Annotated in this window: 22 protein-coding genes; 11 read left to right on the top strand and 11 right to left on the bottom strand. The window is 39.1% G+C overall.

Translation table 11 applies throughout. The annotated features are described in order from the left end of the window. Position 1 precedes the first annotated feature (1 nt). Positions 2–1,459, bottom strand: a complete 1,458-nt coding sequence (locus tag I6F54_RS04420; RefSeq protein ID WP_197139923.1) for a sensor histidine kinase — start codon at positions 1,457–1,459, stop codon at positions 2–4. 330 nt (positions 1,460–1,789) lie between these two features. Between I6F54_RS04420 and I6F54_RS04415 the strand changes: the two genes are divergently transcribed. The 4 genes from I6F54_RS04415 (at position 1,790) to I6F54_RS04400 (ending at position 2,945) form a co-directional block, all read left to right on the top strand. Further along, positions 1,790–2,023, top strand: a complete 234-nt coding sequence (locus I6F54_RS04415) for a cag pathogenicity island protein Cag25 (protein WP_007581561.1) — start codon at positions 1,790–1,792, stop codon at positions 2,021–2,023. A 24-nt stretch (positions 2,024–2,047) separates the two neighbouring features. Then, positions 2,048–2,275, top strand: a complete 228-nt coding sequence (locus I6F54_RS04410; protein ID WP_007581559.1) for a hypothetical protein — start codon at positions 2,048–2,050, stop codon at positions 2,273–2,275. Between the two features lie 187 nt (positions 2,276–2,462). Beyond that, on the top strand, positions 2,463–2,699 hold the full coding sequence (locus I6F54_RS04405; RefSeq protein WP_007581558.1) for a hypothetical protein: 237 nt from the start codon (positions 2,463–2,465) through the stop codon (positions 2,697–2,699). A gap of 9 nt (positions 2,700–2,708) precedes the next feature. After that, complete coding sequence (locus tag I6F54_RS04400) at positions 2,709–2,945, top strand: calcium-binding protein (protein ID WP_024598659.1); 237 nt, start codon at positions 2,709–2,711, stop codon at positions 2,943–2,945. A 57-nt stretch (positions 2,946–3,002) separates the two neighbouring features. Here the strand turns inward: I6F54_RS04400 and I6F54_RS04395 are convergent, their stop codons facing one another. Next, the gene (locus I6F54_RS04395) at positions 3,003–3,455 is read right to left on the bottom strand and encodes an energy transducer TonB (protein ID WP_197139921.1); all 453 of its coding nucleotides are present in this window, start codon (positions 3,453–3,455) and stop codon (positions 3,003–3,005) included. A 182-nt stretch (positions 3,456–3,637) separates the two neighbouring features. Next, on the bottom strand, positions 3,638–4,159 hold the full coding sequence (locus I6F54_RS04390) for an energy transducer TonB (protein ID WP_165739630.1): 522 nt from the start codon (positions 4,157–4,159) through the stop codon (positions 3,638–3,640). A gap of 172 nt (positions 4,160–4,331) precedes the next feature. On the opposite strand from I6F54_RS04390, the gene I6F54_RS04385 reads away from it, so the two are divergent. Beyond that, entirely contained in the window at positions 4,332–6,014 is a 1,683-nt protein-coding gene (locus I6F54_RS04385; protein ID WP_197139919.1) for an amidohydrolase, read from the top strand. A 55-nt stretch (positions 6,015–6,069) separates the two neighbouring features. Here I6F54_RS04385 and I6F54_RS04380 read toward each other — a convergent pair whose 3' ends face one another. Continuing rightward, entirely contained in the window at positions 6,070–6,909 is an 840-nt protein-coding gene (locus I6F54_RS04380) for an HDOD domain-containing protein (RefSeq protein ID WP_024590070.1), read from the bottom strand. A gap of 296 nt (positions 6,910–7,205) precedes the next feature. Here I6F54_RS04380 and I6F54_RS04375 point away from each other — a divergent pair, with 296 nt between their 5' ends. Beyond that, on the top strand, positions 7,206–8,906 hold the full coding sequence (locus tag I6F54_RS04375; protein WP_024590071.1) for a dipeptidyl-peptidase 3 family protein: 1,701 nt from the start codon (positions 7,206–7,208) through the stop codon (positions 8,904–8,906). 41 nt (positions 8,907–8,947) lie between these two features. On the opposite strand, the gene I6F54_RS04370 is transcribed toward I6F54_RS04375, so the two are convergent. Then, a complete protein-coding gene (locus I6F54_RS04370; protein WP_101217522.1) occupies positions 8,948–9,352 on the bottom strand; it encodes an HIT domain-containing protein in 405 nt (134 codons plus the stop codon). A 111-nt stretch (positions 9,353–9,463) separates the two neighbouring features. On the opposite strand from I6F54_RS04370, the gene I6F54_RS04365 reads away from it, so the two are divergent. Together I6F54_RS04365 and I6F54_RS04360 are read left to right on the top strand one after the other, a co-directional pair. Next, entirely contained in the window at positions 9,464–11,689 is a 2,226-nt protein-coding gene (locus tag I6F54_RS04365; protein ID WP_165727617.1) for a S9 family peptidase, read from the top strand. A gap of 142 nt (positions 11,690–11,831) precedes the next feature. Continuing rightward, positions 11,832–13,469, top strand: coding sequence for a methyl-accepting chemotaxis protein (locus tag I6F54_RS04360; RefSeq protein ID WP_165739620.1), 1,638 nt, complete (start codon positions 11,832–11,834; stop codon positions 13,467–13,469). A gap of 77 nt (positions 13,470–13,546) precedes the next feature. On the opposite strand, the gene I6F54_RS04355 is transcribed toward I6F54_RS04360, so the two are convergent. Further along, positions 13,547–15,067, bottom strand: a complete 1,521-nt coding sequence (locus I6F54_RS04355) for a M17 family metallopeptidase (RefSeq protein WP_197112398.1) — start codon at positions 15,065–15,067, stop codon at positions 13,547–13,549. Positions 15,068–15,196: 129 nt separating this feature from the next. Then, positions 15,197–16,249 carry a DNA polymerase IV gene (gene dinB, locus I6F54_RS04350; RefSeq protein WP_024590076.1) on the bottom strand — a complete coding sequence of 351 codons (1,053 nt, stop codon included), beginning with the start codon at positions 16,247–16,249 and terminating at the stop codon, positions 15,197–15,199. A gap of 727 nt (positions 16,250–16,976) precedes the next feature. Here dinB and I6F54_RS04345 point away from each other — a divergent pair. From I6F54_RS04345 to I6F54_RS04335, 3 genes are all read left to right on the top strand, one after another. Then, positions 16,977–17,411 carry an acyl-CoA thioesterase gene (locus I6F54_RS04345; RefSeq protein WP_010553137.1) on the top strand — a complete coding sequence of 145 codons (435 nt, stop codon included), beginning with the start codon at positions 16,977–16,979 and terminating at the stop codon, positions 17,409–17,411. A 9-nt stretch (positions 17,412–17,420) separates the two neighbouring features. Then, complete coding sequence (locus I6F54_RS04340) at positions 17,421–18,473, top strand: aldo/keto reductase (protein WP_197101184.1); 1,053 nt, start codon at positions 17,421–17,423, stop codon at positions 18,471–18,473. A gap of 116 nt (positions 18,474–18,589) precedes the next feature. Further along, positions 18,590–19,513 carry an ABC transporter substrate-binding protein gene (locus tag I6F54_RS04335; RefSeq protein ID WP_197139917.1) on the top strand — a complete coding sequence of 308 codons (924 nt, stop codon included), beginning with the start codon at positions 18,590–18,592 and terminating at the stop codon, positions 19,511–19,513. Here I6F54_RS04335 and I6F54_RS04330 read toward each other — a convergent pair. The 4 genes from I6F54_RS04330 to I6F54_RS04315 all read right to left on the bottom strand — a co-directional run bounded on the left by I6F54_RS04330 (position 19,464) and on the right by I6F54_RS04315 (position 24,388). After that, complete coding sequence (locus I6F54_RS04330) at positions 19,464–20,084, bottom strand: fumarylacetoacetate hydrolase family protein (protein WP_197139915.1); 621 nt, start codon at positions 20,082–20,084, stop codon at positions 19,464–19,466. The genes I6F54_RS04335 and I6F54_RS04330 overlap by 50 nt on opposite strands. A gap of 379 nt (positions 20,085–20,463) precedes the next feature. After that, on the bottom strand, positions 20,464–22,431 hold the full coding sequence (locus I6F54_RS04325; protein WP_197139913.1) for an ATP-binding response regulator: 1,968 nt from the start codon (positions 22,429–22,431) through the stop codon (positions 20,464–20,466). 10 nt (positions 22,432–22,441) lie between these two features. After that, positions 22,442–22,903, bottom strand: coding sequence for a response regulator (locus I6F54_RS04320; RefSeq protein ID WP_197139911.1), 462 nt, complete (start codon positions 22,901–22,903; stop codon positions 22,442–22,444). Then, positions 22,904–24,388, bottom strand: a complete 1,485-nt coding sequence (locus I6F54_RS04315) for a sensor histidine kinase (protein ID WP_165739604.1) — start codon at positions 24,386–24,388, stop codon at positions 22,904–22,906. It lies immediately after the preceding gene. Positions 24,389–24,403: the final 15 nt, after the last annotated feature.

Raw genomic sequence — 24,403 nt, 5'->3', positions numbered from 1 at the left:
GTTAATTAACTCCTAGATTTTTTGTTATGGAAATTTTAATTGAAAACCGGCAACCATGCGGCTCGTTATGCTCAACAGTAAGTGTACCTCTTAGCTGTTCAACAGACTCTTTCACAATAGTTAAGCCAAGCCCACTGCCTTGCAGCGTAACATTTTTACTGTGTTTACCTTGATAAAACGCGCTGAAAATTTGGGTTTTTTCTTGCTCTTTAATACCGCAGCCTTTATCAAGTACAGCAATGCAAAGTTGGTTTTGCTCAAGTGCTAAATTAATAGTAACGATCTGCTTATCTTCTGAGAATTTTAAGCCATTTGAAATAAGCTGAATTAAAATCATCTCAATAAGCTCACTAGGTAAAGCAAGCGGTTTATTTGGTAAGTTATTTTGCCATTTTAGAGCCTGCTCACGCGCACTTAAACGATGTTCAAAATGGCTATTAATTTTATTAATAAGATAGCTAAACTCAACTTCGCTTAGGCTGTCTTTACTGGTGCGAATCGCATTATAACTCAGCAGGCTGTCAATCATTGTACGAAGGCGCACCATAGATTGGCTAATAAGCTCAAGTACTGCTTTTTGCTCAGTAGTAATTGGGCCTACTATTTCATCAGTTAGTAAGTCAGTGCCTTCGACCATTGAAGCAAGCGGCGTTTTTAGCTCATGGGTAACATGGCGTAAAAAGGTATCTTTTTGCTGCTCAAGCATGTGAAGTTGCTCTTGCACCCATTGGAGTTTTTCTCCTAGCTCAACTAGCTCAGCGGAGCCTTTCACAGATATTTTTTGCTGCCAATGCCCCTGCCCTAGCTTATCAATAACCGTAGTTAACCCTTTTAGTCGCCCACTTATACGCCATAAAAAACCACCACCAACAATTAAAGTAAGTGGAATAAGTGCCACCAGCCAGTTTATAAATGAAGTTTGTAGGCTTGTAAGCTCATTTTGGTTATTGGTAATTTGCGCTTCATTTTTATCACGTAACCATAAAGTAAGCTCAGCAACTAAATCGCTCACTGGCACAAATAGCTCCGCTTGCTGTTGTTTTTTCTCAACAAGCTCTACATGCGCTGTTTGTAAGGTGGCATATAAGCGTTGCCATTGGTGGGTGTAATCTTTATCCGTGTTTACAAATTTAAGTTCATCAATACTTTGCAGGGATGATTGCCATTTATCGACAATGAGCTTATCTAACGATTCGCTTTTTAATACCCAGTTTTGCCTAGTGGCGCGCTCAAGGCTGTTGAGTTCTTGTTTTAGAGTATTAAACGATTTGGTAACTTGGTAGTTGTTACTCACGATACTTTGAGTCACTGCTAATTGCTTGTTAAGCGCATTTAAAAATACAATCACCACTATAGAAAGCGGGAGTAACGAAAGCAGCATACTCATTGCAAATTGCCCAATTAAATTAGGCCGCCAGTTAAGCATTGCATGGTATTTTTTAGCTATGGTTGCTGGCATTTCGTTTAGTCCTTTTAAGTTAAGCGTTCTATTATTAAGTGCTTACCTTATACACTAGCTGAACCAGCAATTATATTTAATACGATTAACAGCCAGCGCTACAAAAACAATGTGTCGCCAAATAGAGACAACGTAAACCATTGATTTTTAAACCCTACCTTTAATCTCACTACATAGTGTTGCAAAAGACGCACAAAAATTACAATAAACCCCGTAAAAACTTCCCACCCCTTTTAAGTTAAAAATATAAACACTTGAAAATTAACAACAATTATTTTTGGCATCATTTTTGTAATAGGAGTAATAACTTTAATCAATAAGGAAATAATTATGAACAAACGCATTTTAGTAATTTCATCATTACTGGCTTTAGGCTTTTTAGGCGCTAACGCACACGCAATGGACGTTCACGCGACTTTTAACGAGCTTGATAAAGACAGTAACGGCACATTAAGTGAAGCCGAAGCAGGTGAAGATGCCGTTCTACACGAAAATTTTTTACAAATTGATACTAATCAAGATGGGCAATTGTCGCTAGATGAATTCAAAAAATTTATTCAATAAACTCATTTAATAAGGAACGTGATTATGAAACAACTTATAGCCGCTTTTTCATTAATGTTTTTAGCAATTAGTGCCACCGTAATTGCATCGCCAACAAACGTGCGCTTTGCCCATTTAGATAAAGATATGGATGGACAAATATCTATTGTAGAAGCAAAGGAAGACAAAGAAGTAATGAGACAATTTGCCGACTTAGATGAAGACGGTGATGAAAAAGTCTCAAAAAAAGAATTTGAAAGCTTTAAGCCTTAATGAGTAATTACTGATTAAGCTTTACTTAAGCTTGTTACAAGTAAACTGAATTTAAAAGCATTTGCCATAATCCCTGAGGGAGTGTGTAAAAGGATTTAATGTTGGGAGTTAAATTACGGCAAGTGCTTTTTTCCTTTTTACTTTATTTTAGCCACGAACTTTTAATACATCTTTTGGAAGGAAAACCATGAAGATACTTTCCCTTGTTATAAGCATTTTAATGCTATTAAGTTTTGATGCCGCGGCACTTGATGTAAAGCAACGCTTTGATCACCTAGATAGCGACAAAAGTGGCTATTTAACACACGACGAACTTGATCCCCAACCACAACTTTTAAACACCTTTGTAAAATGGGACAAAAACCAAGATAACCAAATTTCGCTAGTCGAATTTAAAAGTTATCTAACTAACAACCTTTACTAAGTGATTTGTATGAAAAGTATTAGCTATATAACGCTGCTGGCGTTTAGTATTTTTAGCACATTTAGTTTTGCCGCAAGTAACGACATTGCAAAGCAATTTAAAAAGCTAGATAGGAATAAAGACGGTTTTTTATCACGTTCAGAAACCGCTATAGACCCGGCTTTGTGGTCACGGTTTTCAAGCTACGACAGTGACAAAGACGGTAAATTAGCATTAAATGAATATGGCTTATATGCAAGTAAGTAGTTTTATAGCTAGGTAAAAAAACACCTAGCTTATTATATTTATATCTATTAATTACGTTCAGGTTTTATTTTTAGAACAATGCGCCAAATACTCTGCATCAGTAGGTTTTGGGCTTACCATAAAATCCATTTTGAGATAAGTTAGAACAGGTTGATTACTCGTATTTTCAGTTGTCGCTTTCCAGCGCCATAAACCCACAGCAGCTGCCGCATTATTATCAAACACGCCCTCTGGGTAAGACGAGATAACCTTATACCCTTGGGCTTCACCTTGTGAATTAATTAACATAGCAAGCTCAACACAACCTGAAATACTTTTCTTTGCAGCTTCTATCGGATATCGCGGCTCTACTCTTTTAACAACATCCCAGTATTCACCGGCCTTACTTCGCAGGTCAGGACTCGATAAATCAATAAAACTCGGCATTTCATCGCTTACTTGTTTATCAGACGTTGAACTACAGGCTATTAGCATCATACTCAAGGGGAGTAATAAATAGAGAGCTTTCATAGCATTTCCTTATTCTTGATGCTTATTTAGTTATTTGTAATATTCGTATTAAACTCATACCCATCAGATTTTATAAAGGTTCGAGCTAAAATATTACACAAACTGAAAGTAACTTTAAAGTGAGGTAAATAAGTACTTTTTTTTCAAACCTTGTAATTTTTCTCGTTACTTGAAATGTTTCATCAGTAGGAGATTTTTTTAATTTTACCTGTTACTTGAAATGTTTCGCCAGCCGGACAATTTTTTAGATATTTTTTACCTACAGGTATTGAATCAATCATGAAATCAATTCTGATATGCGTAAGTACAGGTTGTTTAACTACATTTACGTTAGTAGGCAGCCAGGCCCATGTATTTAAAGATTGAGCTGCTGCTTCATCAAATAACCCTTTAGGATATGAAGAAATTACTTTATATCCTTGCGCCTTACCCTCAGAATTAATAATAGTCATGAGTTCTACACAACCTGCAAGACCTTTTTTTGCAGCAGCTATTGGATATCGTGGTTCTGTTCTTGTGGAAATATTCCAATAGTCTTTCACCCTGTCGCGCAGCTCAACACTTGATAAATCTATATAATCGCGTATTTCAGCATTTGATACATCAGTATGGTTTAGCTTTTCTACACTTTTATCTGCAGTAGGTGTCGATCCACATGCCGCAAGTAATGAAGTTAATGGGAGTAATAAATAGAGGGCTTTCATAGCGTTTCCTTATGCTTTATTGATTGTTTTACATACTAAATAATTACATCAATTACCTATTTTGTAAACAGTTAATATAGAGAAAAGCCTTAAAATGAGGTCTATCAATTCATTGGTATTATAAAATCAAGTTTGTTAATGTAAGTAAATTAACAATAAAAATTAAGTAACTATGCCACTCAAAAAAATAATCAAACCACTCATACTAGCCAGCCTTTGCGCTAGTTCTAGTTACACTCTCGCACAAACAAAAGTAATTTATAACGCCAATGGTTATACCCCTTTATACAAAGGTGAAGTACAGCAGTTTTCTACCCTCGTTATTAAAAATGGCAAGGTAGTTAAGCTCGGTAGCGAAACACTTAAAGATAGCTACCCAGATGCCAAGCTAATTGACGCGCACGGTAATACCTTATTACCTGGCTTAATTGATGCTCATGGGCACGTTATTGGCCTTGGCGACAATTTATCGCAACTTGACGTACGCGGCGCAACATCGGTTGATGAAGTAACAAATAAACTAAAAGTATTTGCCGATAACAAACAAGGTTGGATTATTGGGCGAGGTTGGAACCAAGAGCTTTGGGCTGATACACGCTTTCCTACAGCTAAAGATTTAGACAAAGTAGTGAGCGATCGACCTGTGGTTCTTTCGCGGGTTGATAGTCACGCCATTTGGGTTAATTCAAAAGCGCTCGAACTTGCTGGTATTAACGCCCAAACAAAAGCGCCTGAAGGCGGTGAAATAATTAAAGACGAATTTGGCAATCCTACGGGTATTTTTGTAGATAAAGCAGAATCGCTAATTACCCAGCATATGCCAGCCCCTTCAAAGCAAGATATAAGTGACTCACTAGATGCAGCAGGTAAGCATTTATTAAGTTTAGGCATTACCTCTACTCACGATGCAGGTATTGATAAAGCCACATGGGAGGTTTACAAAGAGCGCGGCGACCTTGGTAATTTACCGCTACGTATTGTGGCAATGTTAAGTGGTGCAAGCCCTGATTTAAATACAATGTTAAAGGCAGGCCGATACCACGACAAAAATGACTTTATGGAAATTCGCAGTGTTAAAGTTTACGCCGATGGCGCACTTGGCTCTCGCGGAGCCGCTCTGATTGAAGAATACGCAGACAGACCTGGTCACCATGGTTTAATGCTTGAAACACAAGAAAAACTCGAAGCGCTCTTTACACAAAGCTTTAAAAGCGGCTTTAGCGCAAATACCCACGCCATTGGCGATAAAGCAAATAAAGTAGTACTTGATGCTTATCAAAATGTGTTTAAAAAAACGGGCGGTATATTACTACGTAACCGAATAGAGCACGCACAAATTGTAACGCCTGTGGATATCCCTCGCTTTAAAGCGTTAAAAATAATCCCTTCAATGCAGCCAGTACATGCCACTTCTGATATGCATATGGCAGAGCAACGCTTAACTGAAAAACAATTAAGCGGTGCCTATGCTTGGCAAACATTTTTACAGCAAGGTTCGGTGGTTGCGGCAGGCTCTGATTACCCTGTAGAGCTTGCAAATCCATTTGATGGTTTGTATTCAGCCATTACACGCATGGATCATAACAAACTACCGGAAAACGGCTGGCGCGCAAGTGAAGTACTAAGCCGCGAAGATGCATTACGTGCATTTACTCTCGGTGGCGCTTATTCAGCTCATCAAGAATTTAAGGTGGGTAGTTTAGAAAAAGGTAAATGGGCCGACTTTATTTTAATTGATAAAGACTACTTTAAAGTGCCTGTTGACGAGATATACAAAACAAACGTGCTGCAAACATGGGTAGCAGGAATAAAAAGATACGAAAAAACTAAAACAGAAAATACCACCGAAAAATAAAACTAAAAAAGGGTTAACGCAAGTTAACCCTTTTGGGTTGTGTAGGAAGGCACTTTTAGCTAAACATGTTTTTCACATCTTTTAGCATGTCGTTGTACTCATCACTTGTGAATAGCTGCATAGACGGTATAACGCCTTTGTCTATATACGTTTGCAGCGCTGCTGACTTATCAGAAACCTGTAATGTTCCCTCTAAAATAGCGCCTACTCGAATAAAGTCTACGTAACTAACTTTATCAGGTTTGTAACTTGGATCTGCCCAGCTTAGAGCTACATCAACAAACTCTTTAGGAAATTCCCACGCTTGCATAATCGACGAGCCAATTTTCCCACTCAGCTTTTGAATTGCGTGCGCTAAAAAGCTTGGGTTGGCAAACACTTCAGGGTGGCGCTCAGCTTCTGTTAAAATTGGTAATACACCAATATTGTAAACAAGCGCAGCTAATGTAATTGAATCACGATTTAATGAAGTGTGTTTATTGTTTTTTAAGTAAAACTCCATGAGTGTTATTGAATGGCTAGCAACGGTTAATGTTTTTTGCCAAGCCTTGCCCATGTAGCCTTTAATTAGCTCATTGTTTGATACAAATAATTGCTCCATAGCCATAGCCGTTGCAATATTTTTAATTTGGCGCAACCCAATGCGAGTCACTGCTTGTTGTAAATTAGATACTTTTACAGAACGTCCCATAATCGCACTATTAGCTACTTTTATCATACGAGCTGAAAGCGCTGGGTCTTGTGAGATTACATCTGACATTTGCATTAAATTCACATCAGGGTTATCTGCAGCTTGGCGAACCTTAATCGCTACTTCAGGTAGCGTTGGTAAAACCAACGTATCGTTATTTATTCTATCGACTAGAATCGTTAATAAAGCGTTTTCTGTAGACATAAAGCTGCCGTCCTTTTGTGTTCAGCCTGTAAAGTAACTGCAAACTCAGGCAGTTAATTTTCGTATTAGTAATATAATTAGTATTGTCTAACTTACCGATAAAGTTAAGAAAGTTATAGAAGTTTATTTTTATTTATAATGCTTTATCGCTCATGCTTGCCTTACAACGCCAAATACTTGCTATTTACTATTTAGTTTTGCTTTAATGCACTCACAATAAGGAAGCGTTTGTACATATTTAGTCTTTTAACTAAAGCAGTACAAATTATTAAACTTACTTTTTAACAGGCAATATAATGATCTTAAATAAAATTAGCCAAGCAATTATGCTCTCTGGTGTCGTTTTTCTTAGTGCATGTTCTGAACAAGCGCCGTCTTCTACCGACAACACAGCCACAGAGCTTGCTCAAAAAAGCAGTGCACAATCAGGCCCTGAGCTTATTAATGCAAATAACCAACGTTTAGATATTTACACCGACTTTAGCTTACAAAGTGATTTATCGCACTTAAGCGATAACCAACGAGCAATGGTTGCAAAGCTTATTGATGCTTCAAAAATAATGGACGAGTTATTTTGGAAACAATCTTTTGGCGAAAATAAAGACGCTTTTTTAGCAAAACTAAACGACGACAAAGTACGTAAATTTGCCGATATTAACTACGGTCCATGGGATCGTTTAAATGGCGATGAAGCGTTTTTATCCAGCTATAAAGAAAAACCTCTTGGCGCACAGTTTTACCCTGCCGATATAACCAAAGAAGAGTTAAACAATGCAGATGTTGAAGACAAAACAGGCCTTTACTCTGTAATTAAGCGTGATGAGCAAGGTAAGCTTTACAGCGTGCCATATTCAAAAGAATACGCTAATGAGCTTGCAAAAGCCGCTGACCTTTTACGTCAAGCTAGCAAACTTGCTGACGATAAAGAGTTTGCTAACTATCTAAACTTGCGTGCTGATGCTCTACAAAAAGATGACTTCCAAGTATCTGACTTTGCTTGGATGGATATGAAAAACAACCCAGTAGATGTGGTTATTGGTCCAATTGAGACCTATGAAGATCAATTATTTGGTTACCGCGCAGCTTATGAATCTTACGTACTTATTAAAGATTTAAAATGGAGCGAACGCTTAGCTAAGTTTGCCGCATTTTTACCGGAGCTTCAAAAAGGCTTACCCGTTGATGCTAAGTACAAACAAGAAGTACCAGGCTCTGACGCCGATCTAAATGCCTATGATGTTGTTTACTACGCAGGGCATTCAAACGCTGGCAGCAAAACAATTGCAATTAACTTACCAAACGATGAGCAAGTACAGCTAGAAAAAGGAACTCGTCGCCTGCAACTTAAAAATGCGATGCGTGCTAAATTTGATAAAATTTTAGTACCTATTTCAAAGCAGTTAATTGTACCTGAGCAGCGTAAACACATTACTTTTGATGCATTTTTTGCCAATACGATGTTCCATGAAGTCGCTCACGGTTTAGGTATTAAGAATACAATCACAGGTAAAGGTACTGTTCGTCAATCATTACAAGAACACGCAAGTGCGCTTGAAGAAGGTAAAGCCGACATTTTAGGCCTTTACATGATTGAGCAATTACTTAAAAAGGGCGAAATTACAGAAGGAACTATTGAAGATTATTACACGACCTTCATGGCGGGTATATTCCGCTCAGTTCGTTTTGGAGCATCAAGTGCGCATGGTAAAGCAAATATGATCCGCTTTAACTTTTTTGCTCAAGAAGGCGCTTTTTCTAAAAATGAAGAAGGCCTGTACCGCGTTAATATGGAAAAAATGAGCATTGCAATGGCCAAGCTTTCTCGCTTAATTTTAACCTTACAAGGTGATGGCGATTACGAAAAAGTAGATCAACTAATTGCAACGCATGGCGATATAAAAGAAGAACTTGCTGAAGACTTAGAAAAACTAAGTAAAGCAAATATCCCTGTAGATGTAACGTTTAAGCAAGGTAAGGAAGTACTAGGGCTTAAGTAATTTTAGTTAAACTTAGCTAAACCCTAAAAAAGCGTTGCAGCTTAAAACTGCAGCGCTTTTTTTAACTCTGTAATTTGTACATCTGTATACGGCACAACTGGATACTTACCCCAAATTGGCGCAGGCCATGCAGCATCAGTAGTAAAGCGTGCAATATGGTGAATATGTAATTGCGGCACCATATTACCCAAAGCCGCTATGTTTAACTTATCAGGGCTAAACACATCCATTAATAATTTACTTAGCTTGGCTGACTCTTTTAAATACACAATTTGATCATCCTCAGATAAATCAATTATCTCTTTTAAGTTAGCCTGCCTAGGCACTAATACAAACCACGGATATTGGCTGTCGTTCAATAAAAGTACTTTACACAGTGGCCAATCGGCAAGCTCTATACAGTCACGTTTAAGTTCTGGCGCTAGTTTAAATTCAGGGTTAGTCATTGTTATTTCCTACTTTGTCTTTAATAATCGCCACTTTATAGCATTTAGTTGCAGTTGCACACGCTTGGCTTTACCATCAAAGCAATATTTATAATAAGCTAAGGCAACCTTGTGCTAAAAAAAATAAAACACCTCTCACTAGCCCTCCCATTAATGGTTGGCGCTATTAGTGTTCAAGCAAAACCTTTATCGTTGGAGCGTATTTTTGACGATCCGAGCCTTTCAGGTAAATCACCTGTACAACTTAAATTTTCGCCTGACGGCAGCCGTGTAACTTATTTACAAGGCAAAAGCGATGACTACAACCGCTACGATTTATGGGAATACAATCTAAAAGATAACACCAACCGTGTGCTAGTTGATTCGGCAAAGTTATTTTCAGGCCCAGAAAACCTATCTGATGAAGAAAAAGCACGCCGCGAACGCCAACGTATTTTTGGTAAAGGCATATTAGAATACAAATGGTCTAAAGACGGTAAGGCACTTTTATTCCCACTTAACGGCGACCTTTACTATTACGATTTAGCCTCTGCTAAAAGTAAAAAACTAACCGACACTGAAACATTTGAAACCGACGCACGCTTTTCACCTAAAGGTAACTACGTATCATTTATTCGAGAGCAAAATCTTTATGCTTTAGAGCTTGATTCAGGTAAAGAGATTCAGCTTAGTAAAGATGGCGGTGGCGTAATTAAAAACGGTATGGCCGAGTTTGTTGCTCAAGAAGAAATGAGCCGCATGACGGGTTATTGGTGGTCAGGGGATGAAACTAAAATTGCCTATACCCGTGTTGACGAAACACCAGTAAAAGAAGCTATCCGTAACGAAATTTACGCTGATGAAGTTAAGTTATTTAACCAACGCTACCCGTTTACAGGTACCGACAACGTTAAAATTCAACTGGGTGTTGTTAAACTTAACGATCAAAAAGTAAATTGGATTGATTTAGGTAAAGATGAAGACATTTATATAGCGCGTGCTAAATGGCTGAAAGACGGCAATACATTGTCGTACCAATGGCAAAATCGCTCGCAACATAAATTAGAGCTGCGTTTTTATAACAGCGAAACTAAAGCACAAAAAGTAGCACTAACCGAAAACAGCGATACATGGATTAACCTACATTTTGATCTTGAGTTTTTAAAAGACAAAAAGCACTTTGTATGGGCATCTGAGCGCGACGGTTTTAAACACTTATATCTGTATCGCACAAACGGTCAACTTGTTCGCCAAATTACTTCTGGCGATTGGGCTGTTGATAGCTTAAAAGGCATTGATGAGAAAAAAGGCATTGTTTACTTTGCTGGTCGTAAAGACACTCCTCTTGAGAGCCATTTATACAGTGCGCCTTTATTTAAAAAAGGCGATGCCAAACGTATCACCGAAAAAGGTCAGTACCATAATGTTGTGCTAGCAAAAGACAGCAAAACCTTTATCGATAATAGCTCATCTGATAACACACCAAATTCAGCAGCGCTTCGCAAAATAAACGGCGAATTTATTACATGGCTTGAAGAAAATAAGCTTGATAGTAACCATCCGCTTACCCCTTATTTAAGCGATTTAACAAAACCAGAATACGGCACAATTAAAGCCGAAGATGGTCAAGTTATGCATTACCGTTTATTTAAGCCAAGTAACGTAACCGATGGCAAAAAGCATCCTGTTATTGTTAATGTGTACGGCGGCCCGCATGCTCAGCGAGTAACGAATAGCTGGCGCAGTAAAAACTTGTACTTTCAGTACATGGCACAACAAGGTTACGTAATTTTTCAACTAGATAACCGTGGTTCGTACAACCGTGGTAAAAAGTTTGAAGATGCTATTTATAAAAACCTAGGCGTGGTTGAAGTTGCCGATCAAATTAAAGGCGTAGAGTTTTTACGTACGCTTGATTACGTAGATCCACAACGCATCGGTGTTTATGGCCACAGCTACGGCGGCTACATGGCGCTTATGACTATGTTTAAAGCAGGCGATTACTTTCAAGCCGGCGTATCGGGTGCTCCTGTAACCGATTGGGCTCTATACGATACGCATTACACAGAACGTTATTTAGGTCATCCTGATACAAATGCTAAAGGTTATGAGGACAGCGCAGTATTTCCATATGCAGATGGCTTAAAAGGCCCATTAATGATTTATCATGGAATGGCTGACGACAACGTATTATTTACGCATTCAACTAAATTGTTTAAACAACTACAAGATAACGAAAAACAGTTTGAAATGATGACCTACCCAGGCTCTAAGCACAGCCTACGTGGTAAACAAGTGCAAACACACTTACATCAAACAATTACAAACTTCTTTAATCGCCATTTTGACGTTAAATAAGCAAGTAAAGTAATAACAGACTAAAGGCTGATTGATAAATCAGCCTTTTTTTTGCATTAATAGGCGTTAAGCCTAGATTAAACTCTTTTTTTAGCTACGCTTATTCTATGCGCTAAAGCGCACACTTTTTGAGGATAAATGTATGCCTAATCTACGAAGTTTTAGTATATCCCAGCGTTTTTCACTGTTAATAGCCATAGTTGTATTTGGACTAATAGTACTTAGTATATCGAGCCTAACTCATCAATATAGTTCGCTAAAAGACGAGCAATACATAAAAACACAAAATGTAGTAGAAACTGCGTACAGTATAATCGAGCATTATCATGCGCTTGAACAAAATAACACTCTCACTCAACAACAAGCTCAATCACAAGCACTTGATGCAATAAGAGCACTGCGCTACGACAAAACCAATTACTTTTGGATTAACAATTACCAGCCAACAATGGTTATGCATCCTATAAAACCTGCGCTTGAAGGAAAAGACTTAACCAATAACAAAGACCCTGACGGCAAAACATTATTTGTTGATATGGTAAATATAGTGAAGAAAGATGGCGAGGGTTTTATCCCTTATAAATGGCCAAAACCAGGTAAAGATAAACCTGTTGAAAAAATCGCATTCGTTAAAGGTTTTAATCAGTGGCAATGGATTATTGGCTCAGGTGTTTATCTTGATTCAATTGACGAAGCATTTAGCGAGCAACGTAATCTAATAGTCGTCAGTGCAATAATTATGATTATTGCTGTTATTTTACTTAGTTACTTTATAGGCAAGAGCATTTTAATACCTACTCGTTTAGCAGCCGATATGATGAAAGATATTTCACAAGGTGAAGGCGATTTAACTCGTACATTAAATGAATCCGGTAACGATGAAATATCTGAACTATCACACTCATTTAATTTATTTGTTTTAAAAATGCGAGAGTCTCTTGTTCATGTATCACAAAGTGCAAACGATGTAAGCGAGCATGCGCATACAGTTGATGATTCAAGTAGAACAAGCCACTCGTTTATTGAGCTTCAAAACGATAGCTCAACCCAAGTTGCAGCTGCCATGGAGCAAATGACTCACCAAATACATGATGTAAGCCGTAACGCCGAAGCCGCAGAGCAAGCAGCTAAAGATGCAGCACAAAACGCATCAACGGGTAAAAATGTGGTTGCGCAAACAATTACAGCAATAGAAACACTCTCAAGCAACATAGAAACAGTCAGCCGTGTAACAGAAGATTTAGCCAACGAGAGCCATAATATAGGCTCTGTACTTGATGTAATAAGAAGTATATCGGAGCAAACAAACTTACTGGCATTAAACGCTGCCATTGAGGCTGCTCGCGCAGGAGAGCATGGCCGAGGATTTGCTGTTGTTGCAGATGAAGTAAGAACACTGGCCAGTCGTACAGGGCAAAGTACCGACGAAATTCAAACCATGATCACTAAACTTCAAGAAGGTGCAAAAGCAGCAGTAGAAGCAGTTAAATCAAGCCAAGCACTTTCAGTTTCTACCGTAGATCAGGCGTCATCTGCCAATACTTCACTTAATGAAATAGAACGACTTGTTTCAATTATTACCGAAATGAACAGCCAAATAGCTCGCGCCACAGAGCAACAAACTCAAGCTGCCGACGAGGTTAATTTGCGTATTAATGAGCTATCTCAATCAACTGAGCAATCATTAAATAATACTAAACAGCTTACCGATGCCAGTGATAATCTTAAACAAAGTAGCCAAGAGCTTTCAAGCGTAGTTAATCGTTTTAAATTAGATTAACCCTAACCCATATAATTATCATAAAATGCAAAAGCCCTTAATTAACAGGGCTTTTTTATTGCATATAAGTTTTTAGCTTACAAACAGTAACGTGCAAACAAGCTCGTTACTGATGCAGCCGTTGGCTTGCCATGCTGCCAATCACCGCCTTCAACACCGCTTCCTGCAATGTCCATATGCACATAAGGCAAAGGTTGTGCAGAGTCGTTACCGTGTTTATCAAGCCCACCAACAATAGCCATAAACGCCATAGGGAACTGATGTCCACGAGCAGTAACTGCAGATGCCGCATTATTACTAGAGAGTACATCGTCTGCTAGCGTGCGTGGTTTAATAAAGTCGTAATCTTCACGGCGAGAGCGCGATACTTCTGCGCCATCGGCCCACAAATCTCCAAGGTCAGCTATTTGACGTGAAACACCAGCGCTACGAGCTGGACCGTTTTCAACATACGCACCGTAAGGACCCATTGCACGTGCCGCGTGACCCGTTAATGTAGCAACAGTAAACAACGTTGGGTTTATTTCGCCTTTAGCTAAATCTTTCATTTCGCTAAGCAGGTCGCCCATTGCTAAGCGCCCTTCTGCATCGGTATTACCAATGCGTACACGGATACCTTCGCGGCTAGTAATAATTTCATCTGGCACAAAACAATCCGAGCCAATAGAGTTACGAACAACAGCCAAGTACGATACTACTTTAACGCCTTTAGGCTGATAATCCGCAACGGCTTTCATAAAGCCCGCAACAGAAGCTGCGCCACCTTTATCGCGACTCATGCCTGCCATATGGCCACCTACTTTTAAATCTGCACCCCCTGTATCGTATACAAGACCCTTACCTACAAACATAAGTGTACGAGTAATTTCGCCCTCTGGTACATATTCAAGCTTAACAACACGTGGGTGATGGCGCTCAACTGCATACGATGCACGAGCAACAGTGCTTAGCATTGGGTAGTTTTTATCAATAGCTGCAATATCATCAATTACGTCAACTGCAATGCTTGAGCCTTTAAATAAATCAACGCAGTAATCAGCAAAACGTGGTGGAGCCATACGCTCAGGTTCGGTGCCACACAAGTCACGCGCGGCATATTGGCCTGCAGCAATTGCATTAACAGCTTTGATTGTTTGCTCGCTTGCGCCAACTAAACCAATTTGAGTAATAGGTTCAATACTTTCACCGTGATATTCACGCGCTTCTAATGGCTGCCATAAGGCTTGGCAAGCGCCTAAATAAGCAACTTCTAAAGCATGCTGATAACGGCTATCGCCATTTAAATTTGGTAAAAATAATGCAGGATTAACACTACCCGACGCTTTTGCTTCGTTAATTGCTAATTTAGCAGCATCAAAATAACGGCGAACATCGTCGTAATCTCTATTTAACGGACCCGTTGGCGCAAGTACAACGCGTTTGTTTTCAATCACTAATAAAGTAACTTGTTTACCAATACGAGAATCAACTTTTGCTTGGTCTAAAATAGCATCACGTAATGAGTTATTTGGTAATAGAGAAAAGTCATCACTAATAATAATAAGCGCATCATGAGATGTGCATTCAAGGCTTGCACTAACCGCTTGAGGGTATGCCATAAATAAAGTCCTGTTAGAAAACATAAGCCCCTATTATCGTCGATTTAAATATTGAAGACCAGCAAGGTGCGATGAGCTAATTATACAACTTGCCAATAAATGGCAACTTGGGGTTACAGGCTTTACAGCTTAATCGAGAATACTCAGTTGGAAGTTTTGTTCTGGCTCGCTTTTAATGCCAACGCCTATGCCAAGTAATCTTACAGGTTGTTGTAGCCCTCGTTGATAGGCCTTAGTAAGGAGTTGAATAAATATTTCTGTGTTTAGCTCGTGGTATGCCTGATCGGCTGAGGTCACTACAAAATTTGCAAACTTCACTTTAACACTCAGCTTATTAATACGGTTTTGTAATTGCTGTTTATTAAGTCTTAAAACTAATTCGTCTAACAATTTTGGCAGCTCATCTAAGCACTCTTGCAAACTTGTTTTATTGTATTCGTAGGTATGCTCAACACTCAGCGACTTTCTGATGCGATCTGTTGATACTTTACCAACATATTCACCTGCACATTTTTGATAAAGCGACACACCAAAATTACCCACATGTTGCTGCATCCAGTTAACGCCTTTTTCACGTACATCCTTGCCGGTATATAAGCCTTTTAAATTTAGCTTTTCGAGCGTTACTTTACCCACCCCCGGAATTTTCCCCAGCGGTAATTGCGCTAAAAAGTCATCGACCTCATGAGGCAAAACGACAAATTGACCATTCGGTTTTTTTTCGTCGCTGGCTATTTTGGCAATAAATTTAATCGGTGCAATACCAGCTGATGCAGTGAGCCCTGTGGCATTGTAAATATCGGCTCTTATTTGCTGTGCAATAAGTGTGGCACTGCCTTTACAAGCGGTGCTGTCTGTTACATCTAGGTAGGCTTCGTCTAAAGAAAGAGGTTCAACTAAATCTGTGTAGCGGCTAAATACTTCACGTATTTGATTTGAAGCTTCTTTGTATACAGCCATGCGCCCAGGAACAATAACTAAATCGGGGCATAATTGTTTAGCATGATAGTTCGACATAGCCGATCGCACGCCATATTCTCTCGCTATATAGTTAGCGGTTGAGAGCACGCCTCGTCGGCTATTGCCTCCAATAGCAAGCGGTACACATGCAAGTTTTGGATTATCTCGCATTTCTACTGCTGCATAAAAGCAATCCATGTCTATGTGAATAAACTTCTTCATCACCACAACAACAACTGGTTATTTATACAGTCATTATTATAGAATCAAATGTGATAAGCAAGCCTAGGGCCTGTTTATCTTTCGAGGTTAAATTTGCAGCAGTATGTTTGGTATTTAGGCAAGGCAGAGCCTATGTAGTGTGGTTATTCCCCATAAATAGGCGATAACGTAGCACAAATGCCAAACATACGCTGCCCGAAGGGTTCTGCCTAGGGGCAATTTACTCTTTGTTGCTCGGTTTTTACTTATTCTTACATGGATGTAAGTCAGTAGAATAACGCAGGAGCAGTTATCGAGCCCACTAGGTCACAAACCTCGCGCCGCGATTAAATAGCCCCTAGATTGAACAAATTTTAATCCTGAAAGGTCAACAGGCCCTAGTTAGCGATTAAAAAAAGCGCTTATTACCTTCTTGCTCTTTATAACCGCGCAACCAAAACATAACCTCGAAAAAAAACCCTGCTAACATCAAAATAATAGCGCCTGATTCGTTACCCATTGCGTAACAGGTAAAAGAGGCTATAAAAACCAAACAAGCTAAGGACCAATTAATTATGTTCTGCATATTTCTACCTCTGTGTGTTTTTGTGTTTGTCTGTGTAATTTAACTGTAGACCTAAAATTAAATAGGTACAATCATCTTATAAAAAAACATGCCATTAATTACCTTGAGCTCGTAACCCCATGTTGATAATCTAAGCACTTTAAAATTAAGGGCCAATAAATAATGCAAACGTTTAAAGATCAGCACCCTATCCATACCGACATCACCGTAGCGTGGGCTGATATGGATGCACTACAACACGTAAATAATGTAGTGTATTTACGTTACTTTGAAATAGCCCGAATCGACTTCTTAAATAAAATAAATCTGTTCGATACAATAAGCCCTAATGGCGTGGGCCCGGTAATAAGCGAAAATAACATTCGTTATAAACGCCCAGTTACATTCCCAGATACGCTTACAGTCGGTGTTACTATTTCTGATATAAAAACAGACCGGTTTGTTATGAATTACACCGTATTTAGTCACGCACAAAACGCTATAACAACCACAGGCACTTCAAAAGTGGTTATGTTTGATTTTGAAACAGGCCAAAAAGCCCTCATTGCAGAGCCTCTTTTATCGGCGTTAGTTAGCTACTCTCAAGACGAGCAATAAGGAATTCTCATGCAATACAGCCCACTTGGCAGCAGTGGTATTAACGTTTCAAGAGTATGTTTAGGCAGTATGACTTGGGGTAAACAAAATACTCAAAGCGATGCTGATGAACAAATAGCCTATGCGCTAGAGCAAGGCGTAAACTTTATTGATACAGCCGAAATGTATGCAGTACCGCCCTCTCCAGAGACCTATGGTAAAACTGAGGAAATTATTGGCGATTGGCTATCGCGTAATCAGCAAAAGCGCAGCGATGTGGTACTTGCTACAAAAATTGCAGGCAATGGATTATCGTGGGTACGTGATGGTGGCAATATTACGCGCCAAACGGTAATAGAAGCCGTAGACGATTCACTTAAGCGCCTTAAAACCGACTACATTGATTTATATCAGCTGCATTGGCCAAACCGCTCTACCCCGCACTTTGGCAGACAATGGCCCGGCACTCTTAAATTTACCGACGTAAATACACAAGAGCAGCAAGCTAGTATGCTTGATATTCTAGAGGGCCTTAATGAATGTGTTAAAGCAGGTAAAATTAAGCACTGCGGTTTATCTGACGATACGCCATGGGGTATAAGCCAGTTTTTAAGTTTGGCCAAAGAGCATAACTTACCGCGTATGGTATCTATTCAAAATGAGTTTAGCTTAGCGCACGCTAAAGACTGGCCGTATTTAATAGAACAATGTGTACACGAAGATATTGCCTACTTACCGTGGTCGCCCTTAGCAGCCGGTTTATTAACGGGTAAATACCTAAACGGTGCTCGTCCTGAAGGATCTCGTTGGACCTTCATGCAGCGCAACGGTATTTTTAGAGATACACCCAATGCAGAGCAAGCCACTAAGCAGTATGTTGAGCTGGCTCATGCAAACAATATTACTCCAGCACAACTAGCACTCGCATGGTGTAACCAAGTAGATGGCGTAACCTCTTCAATTATTGGTGCAACAAGCATAGCCCAATTAAAAGAAGATATTGATGCATTTAACATCACGTTAAACGACGAAATTCTTAGTGAGATTAACACTATATTTAAAAACTATCCTATGCCTTACTAAGCATATACCAGTTAAAAGCAGCCTTGAACAAGGCTGCTTTTAACTAAAATATTTGACCCTACTACAACCAACACTATACTTTAATTAAGTTTTCTTAATTCAACGAACACTTATCAATGCTGAAAAACGGATACTATGCATTTTGTCTATTAATTGTATTTAACGCGCATGCTGTTGAACAAAAATTACAGCCTCTAGAAGAAATTATTTGGCTGCAAAGTTACACGCCCCCTTTTCATATAGCTAAAAGCGAAAGTGCACCACAAGGCGGTATTTGCGACAACCTAACCGAGCAACTCATTAGAACCATAACAGATGTAAAACATACCCGCTTAATTGTCCCTCAGCAGCGTATAAATAAATATTTAAGTGAAGGAAAAAACGTATGCTTCCCGTGTGTTATTTATAAAAAACATAATAACCAACTACTTAACTACTCAAATCCAACAACGGTATATCCCCCATTTTCAATTATCACGACTAAAGAGCTAAAGCCCAAATTAGAAGAAAAGCACGGCTCGCCTATTCACCTTATTAATTTATTAACCGACCCGCAATACGTATACGGGCAAGCTGCTGCACGTAAATTTACAACTAAAATTAATACAATTATTGAAAATACAAAACGAGATAAAGAGTCGTCGTTAAGTTGGAGTAGCGAAAATGAAAGTCAGGCTGTTATAGCACGCTTGAGTCACGGCTTTTTAGACTACTCAATTGATTACCCGTTTATGGCCGATTACTTTAATAAACAAGGAGAATATACGAATATAGAGAGTGTACCAATTGCAGAAAATGACATTCAATTTATACGAGGAGCAATAGGTTGTGCGGCTAACGCACCTAATAATTTTGCACAGCAAGCGCTTAAAAAAATTAACCGCGCACTAAAAAACAATGTACTACAATCGCCTGAGTATCAACAAAGTCAGCATAATTGGCTTAAAACTACCTTTGCCGACTTTGATCAACACTACCAACAGCAAGTTATTAATTTTTACTTACTTGCCACTGATGCTCAAGCAAGCACTGATCATTAGCATAAAGTGCCACAGCAAAAATACTTTTAGCTGTTACCTCGCCTACGCCCGACGGTGTGCCTGTCATTACTACATCACCATCTTCTAAGCTCATAAATTCACTAATTTCTTGTAAAATTGAGTCCGGATTATGCAGCATAAAATGAGTATCGCCTTGCTGAACTACTTTATTATTAATTTTAAGTTCAAAGGTAAAGTGCTTCATTGCATCAGTTAGCGCTACAAAATCAGTTAAAATTACAGAGCCGTCGAACGCTTTAGCGCGCTCCCATGGAAGCCCTTTATTTTTTAATTTACTTTGCACAGTACGCTTAGTTAAATCAAGGCCGAGTCCAACACCTACAAATTTTTTATTTTTAACGACAAAACATAACTCGGTTTCATAATGTAGCGTATCACCGTTATGAGTTGCATATAATGTATTTGTAATTGCACTGTTTGGCTTATTAAATAGCACCATTTGATCTGGTGTTTCATTATTTAGCTCTGCAATGTGTGCGGTATAGTTACGACCAACACACACTACTTTTGATGGTGTTAATTCTTCAGATACTAACTTTATTGAATGCATATAAATAATGTCTCAGTTATTGGACCTGTTGACCTTTCAGGATTAAAGTTTGTTCAATCTAGGGGCTATTTAATCGCGGCGCGAGGTTTGTAACCTAGTTGGCTCGATAACTGCTCCTGCGTTATTCTACTGACTTACATCCATGTAAGAATAAGTAAAAACCGAGCAAAGCTTCCGCGTCCTGCTCACGCCCCTTACCTAAATCCATGTAGGCAACAAAGAGTAAATAGCCCCTAGGAAGAACCCTTTGGCAGCGCCTGTTTGGCATTAATGCTACGTTATCGCCTATTTATGGGGAATAGACCACACTGTATAGGCTCTGCCTTGCCTAAATACCAAACAGACTGCTGCAAATTTAACCTCGAAAGATAAACAGGCCCTAACTAATAAGCGTTTCAAGCAAGCTCAAATTAATAGGTTTAAGTAAAACTCGATCAATATTTAAATCTTTTATTTCTTTAGGATCTGGCTCTGCCCCACTTACAATTACTAAACGTAGCTCTGGATATCGCTCATTAACTTGCTGGCCTAAATCAATGCCACGCCCATCGGGTAAATGCATGTCTAACAATACCTTATTAAATTGCTGGTCGTGATTAAGTATTTGCAAACATTGTGCGCAGCTAGACGCAATGACGGTTTCAACGCCTAGACTTTCTAAAAGTAGCTGCGTAATTTGCGCTGCATCGTGATCGTCTTCAACAAGTAAAAAGCGCTGCTTTTTCTCGGTTAAGCCCTTACTACAATTTATATCTTTAGCTTGTGGTGCATGCTCTGGCGCTACCAAATAATCTTGCAAACATTGATATAATGCCGCGCTATCAACAGGTTTTGGTATTACATCGTTAAAGCCTAGTGCAGCAAGCTCCTCATGTATGCCTTTCATAGTAGCGGCAGTGAGCGCGATTATTGGGCCTTTGTAACCCATTTTTCTAAGCTCTATGGTAGCTTCCTTGCCGCCCATTACAGGCATATGAATATCAATAAAAATAATGTCGTAAGGCGCTTTATACGCATCTGCAATACGCACTTTTTCAAGCGCTTGTTGGCCATGTTCGGCATAATCGACGCGCGCACCACAGGTACTGATCATATGACCAACTAGCATGCGTAAATCACGTAAATCATCAACTACTAATACTCGCCCATGCACTTTGCATGGAGCCGATTTACTTTGTAGTTGCGGCGCACTGCTAAAGTTAAGTACTTGGCGCTCTACTTCACTAATATCACCTGGGTAAACCGAAATAGTAAACGTAGAGCCTTTACCAACTTCAGAGTGCAAACTAATATCACCGTGCATACGCGCTAACAGCTCAGCACATATTGCTAAGCCAAGACCTGCACCACCTACAGAACGTGACTCTACATCAGCTATTTGCTCAAACGGTTTAAATATCAGTTCTTGTTTTTCAGGGGCTATACCCATTCCTGAATCTTTAATACTAAAAAACAGCATTTCGCTGTCATCAACCCACTGCGTCCACGCATTAACAACAATTTCGCCTTTATCGGTAAACTTAACCGCATTATTTATTAAATTTATTAAAATTTGGCGAACTCTTGTTGCATCAAGTCGTGCAACTAAAGGCAATGGCTGATGTGATTCAAATCGCAGCGTAAGCCCCTTATCAAGCACCGATACGCGCATTAACGTGTATACATCGGCAAGCATGCTATCAAGGTTAACTTCGCTTAGAGTCAGCTCTAGTTTATCGGCGGCTATTTTAGATAAGTCGAGCACATCGTTTAATAGGCTCAATAAGTGTTTACCGTTTCGATAAATTACACCTAACTCATTTTCTGCTTGCTGACTAAAGTCGCTCTGCATTAATAGCTCGGTATAACCTAAAATAGACGATAGAGGAGTTCGTAATTCGTGGCTTAAATGCGCTAAAAATCGGTCTTTAGAACGGTTTTCTGCTTCGGCTTTTAAACGCTCTACTCGCTCACCTTCAACATCTTTACGCGCCAAAGCATAGCGAATAGCACGCGCAAAGCGGCTAGAGCTCATTTCTGTTTTTATTAAATAATCTACCGCGCCAGCATCAAGTGCCGCCGAATCTAGTTCGTCGTTTGACTGCCCGGTAAGCATAATAATAGGGCCGCTAAAACCATTAGCAATGGCTTCTTTTAATACATCTAAACCATTAGATGCACCCAAGCGGTAATCAAGCAGGCAAATGTCATGCTCGTTTTTACTAAGCGTTTCAATTGCCTGCTCTGGGGAGCTTATCCATTGAATGTTAAACGTGTGTGAATCCAATTGGTCCAGATAGTCGCAGGTGAGTATGTAATCATCTTCATCATCTTCTACAAGCAGCAACTGAGTCACTTTATCTAACATACAATCTCCATTAATCGTTAAATGTTGTTGGTAGCTCTACAAATTCTACCCAGTATTTTCCAAGTGTTTTCATTAAATCAACTAGGCCATCAAACGTTACTGGTTTTGTAATGTAAGATGCAGCGCCTAGGTTATAGCCTTTAACCATGTCTTCTTCTTGCTTAGACGTAGTTAAAATTACAACCGGAATACCCTTTAAATTAGGGTTTGCTTTAATTGCTTCAAGCGCTTCGCGACCATCCATTCTAGGCATGTTTAAATCAAGTAATATAAGCCCAGGGCGAGGCGATGTTGTCTTGTCTTCAAACTTACCTCTACGCTCTAAGTATTCAAGTAACTCAACGCCATCTTCAACAAAGTGAAGTTCGTTAAGAACACGGCTTTCGGCAAGGGCATCTTGTGTTAACAAACGATCATCTTCATCATCATCTGCCATTAAAATAGTAATCGGTTTTACTTTTGTATAGGGCATTTAAGCCTCTCCTTGCAATGTGAAAAGCGCAGCTTCCACAGGTAGTTTTATGGTGAAAGTTGCACCTTCACCGTCTTTACTTTGGGCTGTAATTGTTCCGCCATGACGCTCCACAATACGCCTACATACAGAAAGGCCAATACCCGTGCCTTTATACTCTGAGCGGCCATGTAAACGCTGAAACGGTACAAATATTTTATCGGCGTAGTCTTGTGAAAAACCAATGCCATTGTCTTCTATTGTAATAACTTGAAAACTTAATTCGGTATTATGATCAGCACTAAATATATTTTCATGCTGGTAACTAATTTTAATATGTGGACTTACATCTGGGCGTCTAAATTTCACCGCATTCGACAACAAATTTAAAAACAATTGCTGCATTTGGCTTTTATCAGCCTGAATAACCGGTAAGTCTTCTACATCTACTTGTGTATTAGACTCATCTATCGCAATTTCTAAATCACTTAATATATCAGTTAGCACTTCGTTTAAATTTGTATCGTCAAAGTCTTTACCACGCGTTGCTATACGCGAAAACTCTAATAAATCGTTTATTAAGTTAGACATACGTTGAGCTGCATTTTTCATACGGCCAATGTAATCAATCCCTTTTTCACCAAGTTCATCTTTAAACATTGTTTCAAGGCGATCGCTAAAGGCTTGAATTTTTCTAAGTGGTTCTTGTAAATCATGGCTCGCCACAAAAGCAAACTCTTCAAGCTCTCGGTTACTTCGGCTCAACTCGTCAGAATACAACGTTAACTCTTGCGTACGTTCAGACACTTTCGTTGCTAGTGTTTCGTTTTGTTTTTCAAGCTCAAAACGATACTGTGCTGAATTTCTTAAATTAAGGCGCGTCATAATAAACATACCAATAATAAGTAGTGCACTTGTTATTGCCGTTATAGCAAACGTAATTTTAGCCTCATTTTTTATCTTTGCTAACTTAGAAAAATGACTCACTTTGAAAAGTAATTCGCGGTCTTGTATTTCATTTACGTGTTCACGGATTTGCCTATAAAGATCTCGTCCTTTATGTGTATTTAGCACATACAATGCACGTCTTTCTCTATCATCAAGTGCAAGGTTAACGGTTTTTTTAAGCTCGTTAATTTTACTATCTACAAGCACTAGTAACTGAGCAATACGATCTGCTTGGCCATCAATTTCAGAGTGGAGCGATTTAACATGATCCGTTTGTGCCTGTATTTGCCCAATCGCATCATAGTAAGGCGTTAAATAATCAGCCTCTTCAGTTAATAAATAACCACGTTGACCCGACTCAGCCTGCACTATAGATAAATGCAATTGCTCAATTGCCGTTGTCAGCATACTTGTGTTGTCTAAACTCTTTTGGGTTTGTGTTAAACCTTGAATAGTGTTCAATGCTAAAAATGCGTTACCTACAATAATACTCAACACAACAACTATAAAAGCTGCCCAAGTAATATTCGCTTTGCTTTGATGTTTTTGCTTGTTCATTAGCTTCCCGAGTTA

It is taken from the genome of Pseudoalteromonas sp. SWXJZ10B, assembly GCF_015864475.1.
GTDB classification, from domain to species: domain Bacteria; phylum Pseudomonadota; class Gammaproteobacteria; order Enterobacterales; family Alteromonadaceae; genus Pseudoalteromonas; species Pseudoalteromonas arctica.
This window is presented reverse-complemented; position numbering and strand designations above follow the sequence as displayed.

Bases quoted from the DNA above. Each gene is read 5' to 3' on its own strand.
- I6F54_RS04420 (WP_197139923.1), bottom strand. From the start codon at position 1,459: ATGCCAGCAACCATAGCTAAAAAATACCATGCAATGCTTAACTGGCGG.
- I6F54_RS04415 (WP_007581561.1), top strand. From the start codon at position 1,790: ATGAACAAACGCATTTTAGTAATTTCATCATTACTGGCTTTAGGCTTT.
- I6F54_RS04410 (WP_007581559.1), top strand. From the start codon at position 2,048: ATGAAACAACTTATAGCCGCTTTTTCATTAATGTTTTTAGCAATTAGT.
- I6F54_RS04405 (WP_007581558.1), top strand. From the start codon at position 2,463: ATGAAGATACTTTCCCTTGTTATAAGCATTTTAATGCTATTAAGTTTT.
- I6F54_RS04400 (WP_024598659.1), top strand. From the start codon at position 2,709: ATGAAAAGTATTAGCTATATAACGCTGCTGGCGTTTAGTATTTTTAGC.
- I6F54_RS04395 (WP_197139921.1), bottom strand. From the start codon at position 3,455: ATGAAAGCTCTCTATTTATTACTCCCCTTGAGTATGATGCTAATAGCC.
- I6F54_RS04390 (WP_165739630.1), bottom strand. From the start codon at position 4,159: ATGAAAGCCCTCTATTTATTACTCCCATTAACTTCATTACTTGCGGCA.
- I6F54_RS04385 (WP_197139919.1), top strand. From the start codon at position 4,332: ATGCCACTCAAAAAAATAATCAAACCACTCATACTAGCCAGCCTTTGC.
- I6F54_RS04380 (WP_024590070.1), bottom strand. From the start codon at position 6,909: ATGTCTACAGAAAACGCTTTATTAACGATTCTAGTCGATAGAATAAAT.
- I6F54_RS04375 (WP_024590071.1), top strand. From the start codon at position 7,206: ATGATCTTAAATAAAATTAGCCAAGCAATTATGCTCTCTGGTGTCGTT.
- I6F54_RS04370 (WP_101217522.1), bottom strand. From the start codon at position 9,352: ATGACTAACCCTGAATTTAAACTAGCGCCAGAACTTAAACGTGACTGT.
- I6F54_RS04360 (WP_165739620.1), top strand. From the start codon at position 11,832: ATGCCTAATCTACGAAGTTTTAGTATATCCCAGCGTTTTTCACTGTTA.
- I6F54_RS04355 (WP_197112398.1), bottom strand. From the start codon at position 15,067: ATGGCATACCCTCAAGCGGTTAGTGCAAGCCTTGAATGCACATCTCAT.
- dinB (WP_024590076.1), bottom strand. From the start codon at position 16,249: ATGAAGAAGTTTATTCACATAGACATGGATTGCTTTTATGCAGCAGTA.
- I6F54_RS04345 (WP_010553137.1), top strand. From the start codon at position 16,977: ATGCAAACGTTTAAAGATCAGCACCCTATCCATACCGACATCACCGTA.
- I6F54_RS04340 (WP_197101184.1), top strand. From the start codon at position 17,421: ATGCAATACAGCCCACTTGGCAGCAGTGGTATTAACGTTTCAAGAGTA.
- I6F54_RS04335 (WP_197139917.1), top strand. From the start codon at position 18,590: ATGCTGAAAAACGGATACTATGCATTTTGTCTATTAATTGTATTTAAC.
- I6F54_RS04330 (WP_197139915.1), bottom strand. From the start codon at position 20,084: ATGCATTCAATAAAGTTAGTATCTGAAGAATTAACACCATCAAAAGTA.
- I6F54_RS04325 (WP_197139913.1), bottom strand. From the start codon at position 22,431: ATGTTAGATAAAGTGACTCAGTTGCTGCTTGTAGAAGATGATGAAGAT.
- I6F54_RS04320 (WP_197139911.1), bottom strand. From the start codon at position 22,903: ATGCCCTATACAAAAGTAAAACCGATTACTATTTTAATGGCAGATGAT.
- I6F54_RS04315 (WP_165739604.1), bottom strand. From the start codon at position 24,388: ATGAACAAGCAAAAACATCAAAGCAAAGCGAATATTACTTGGGCAGCT.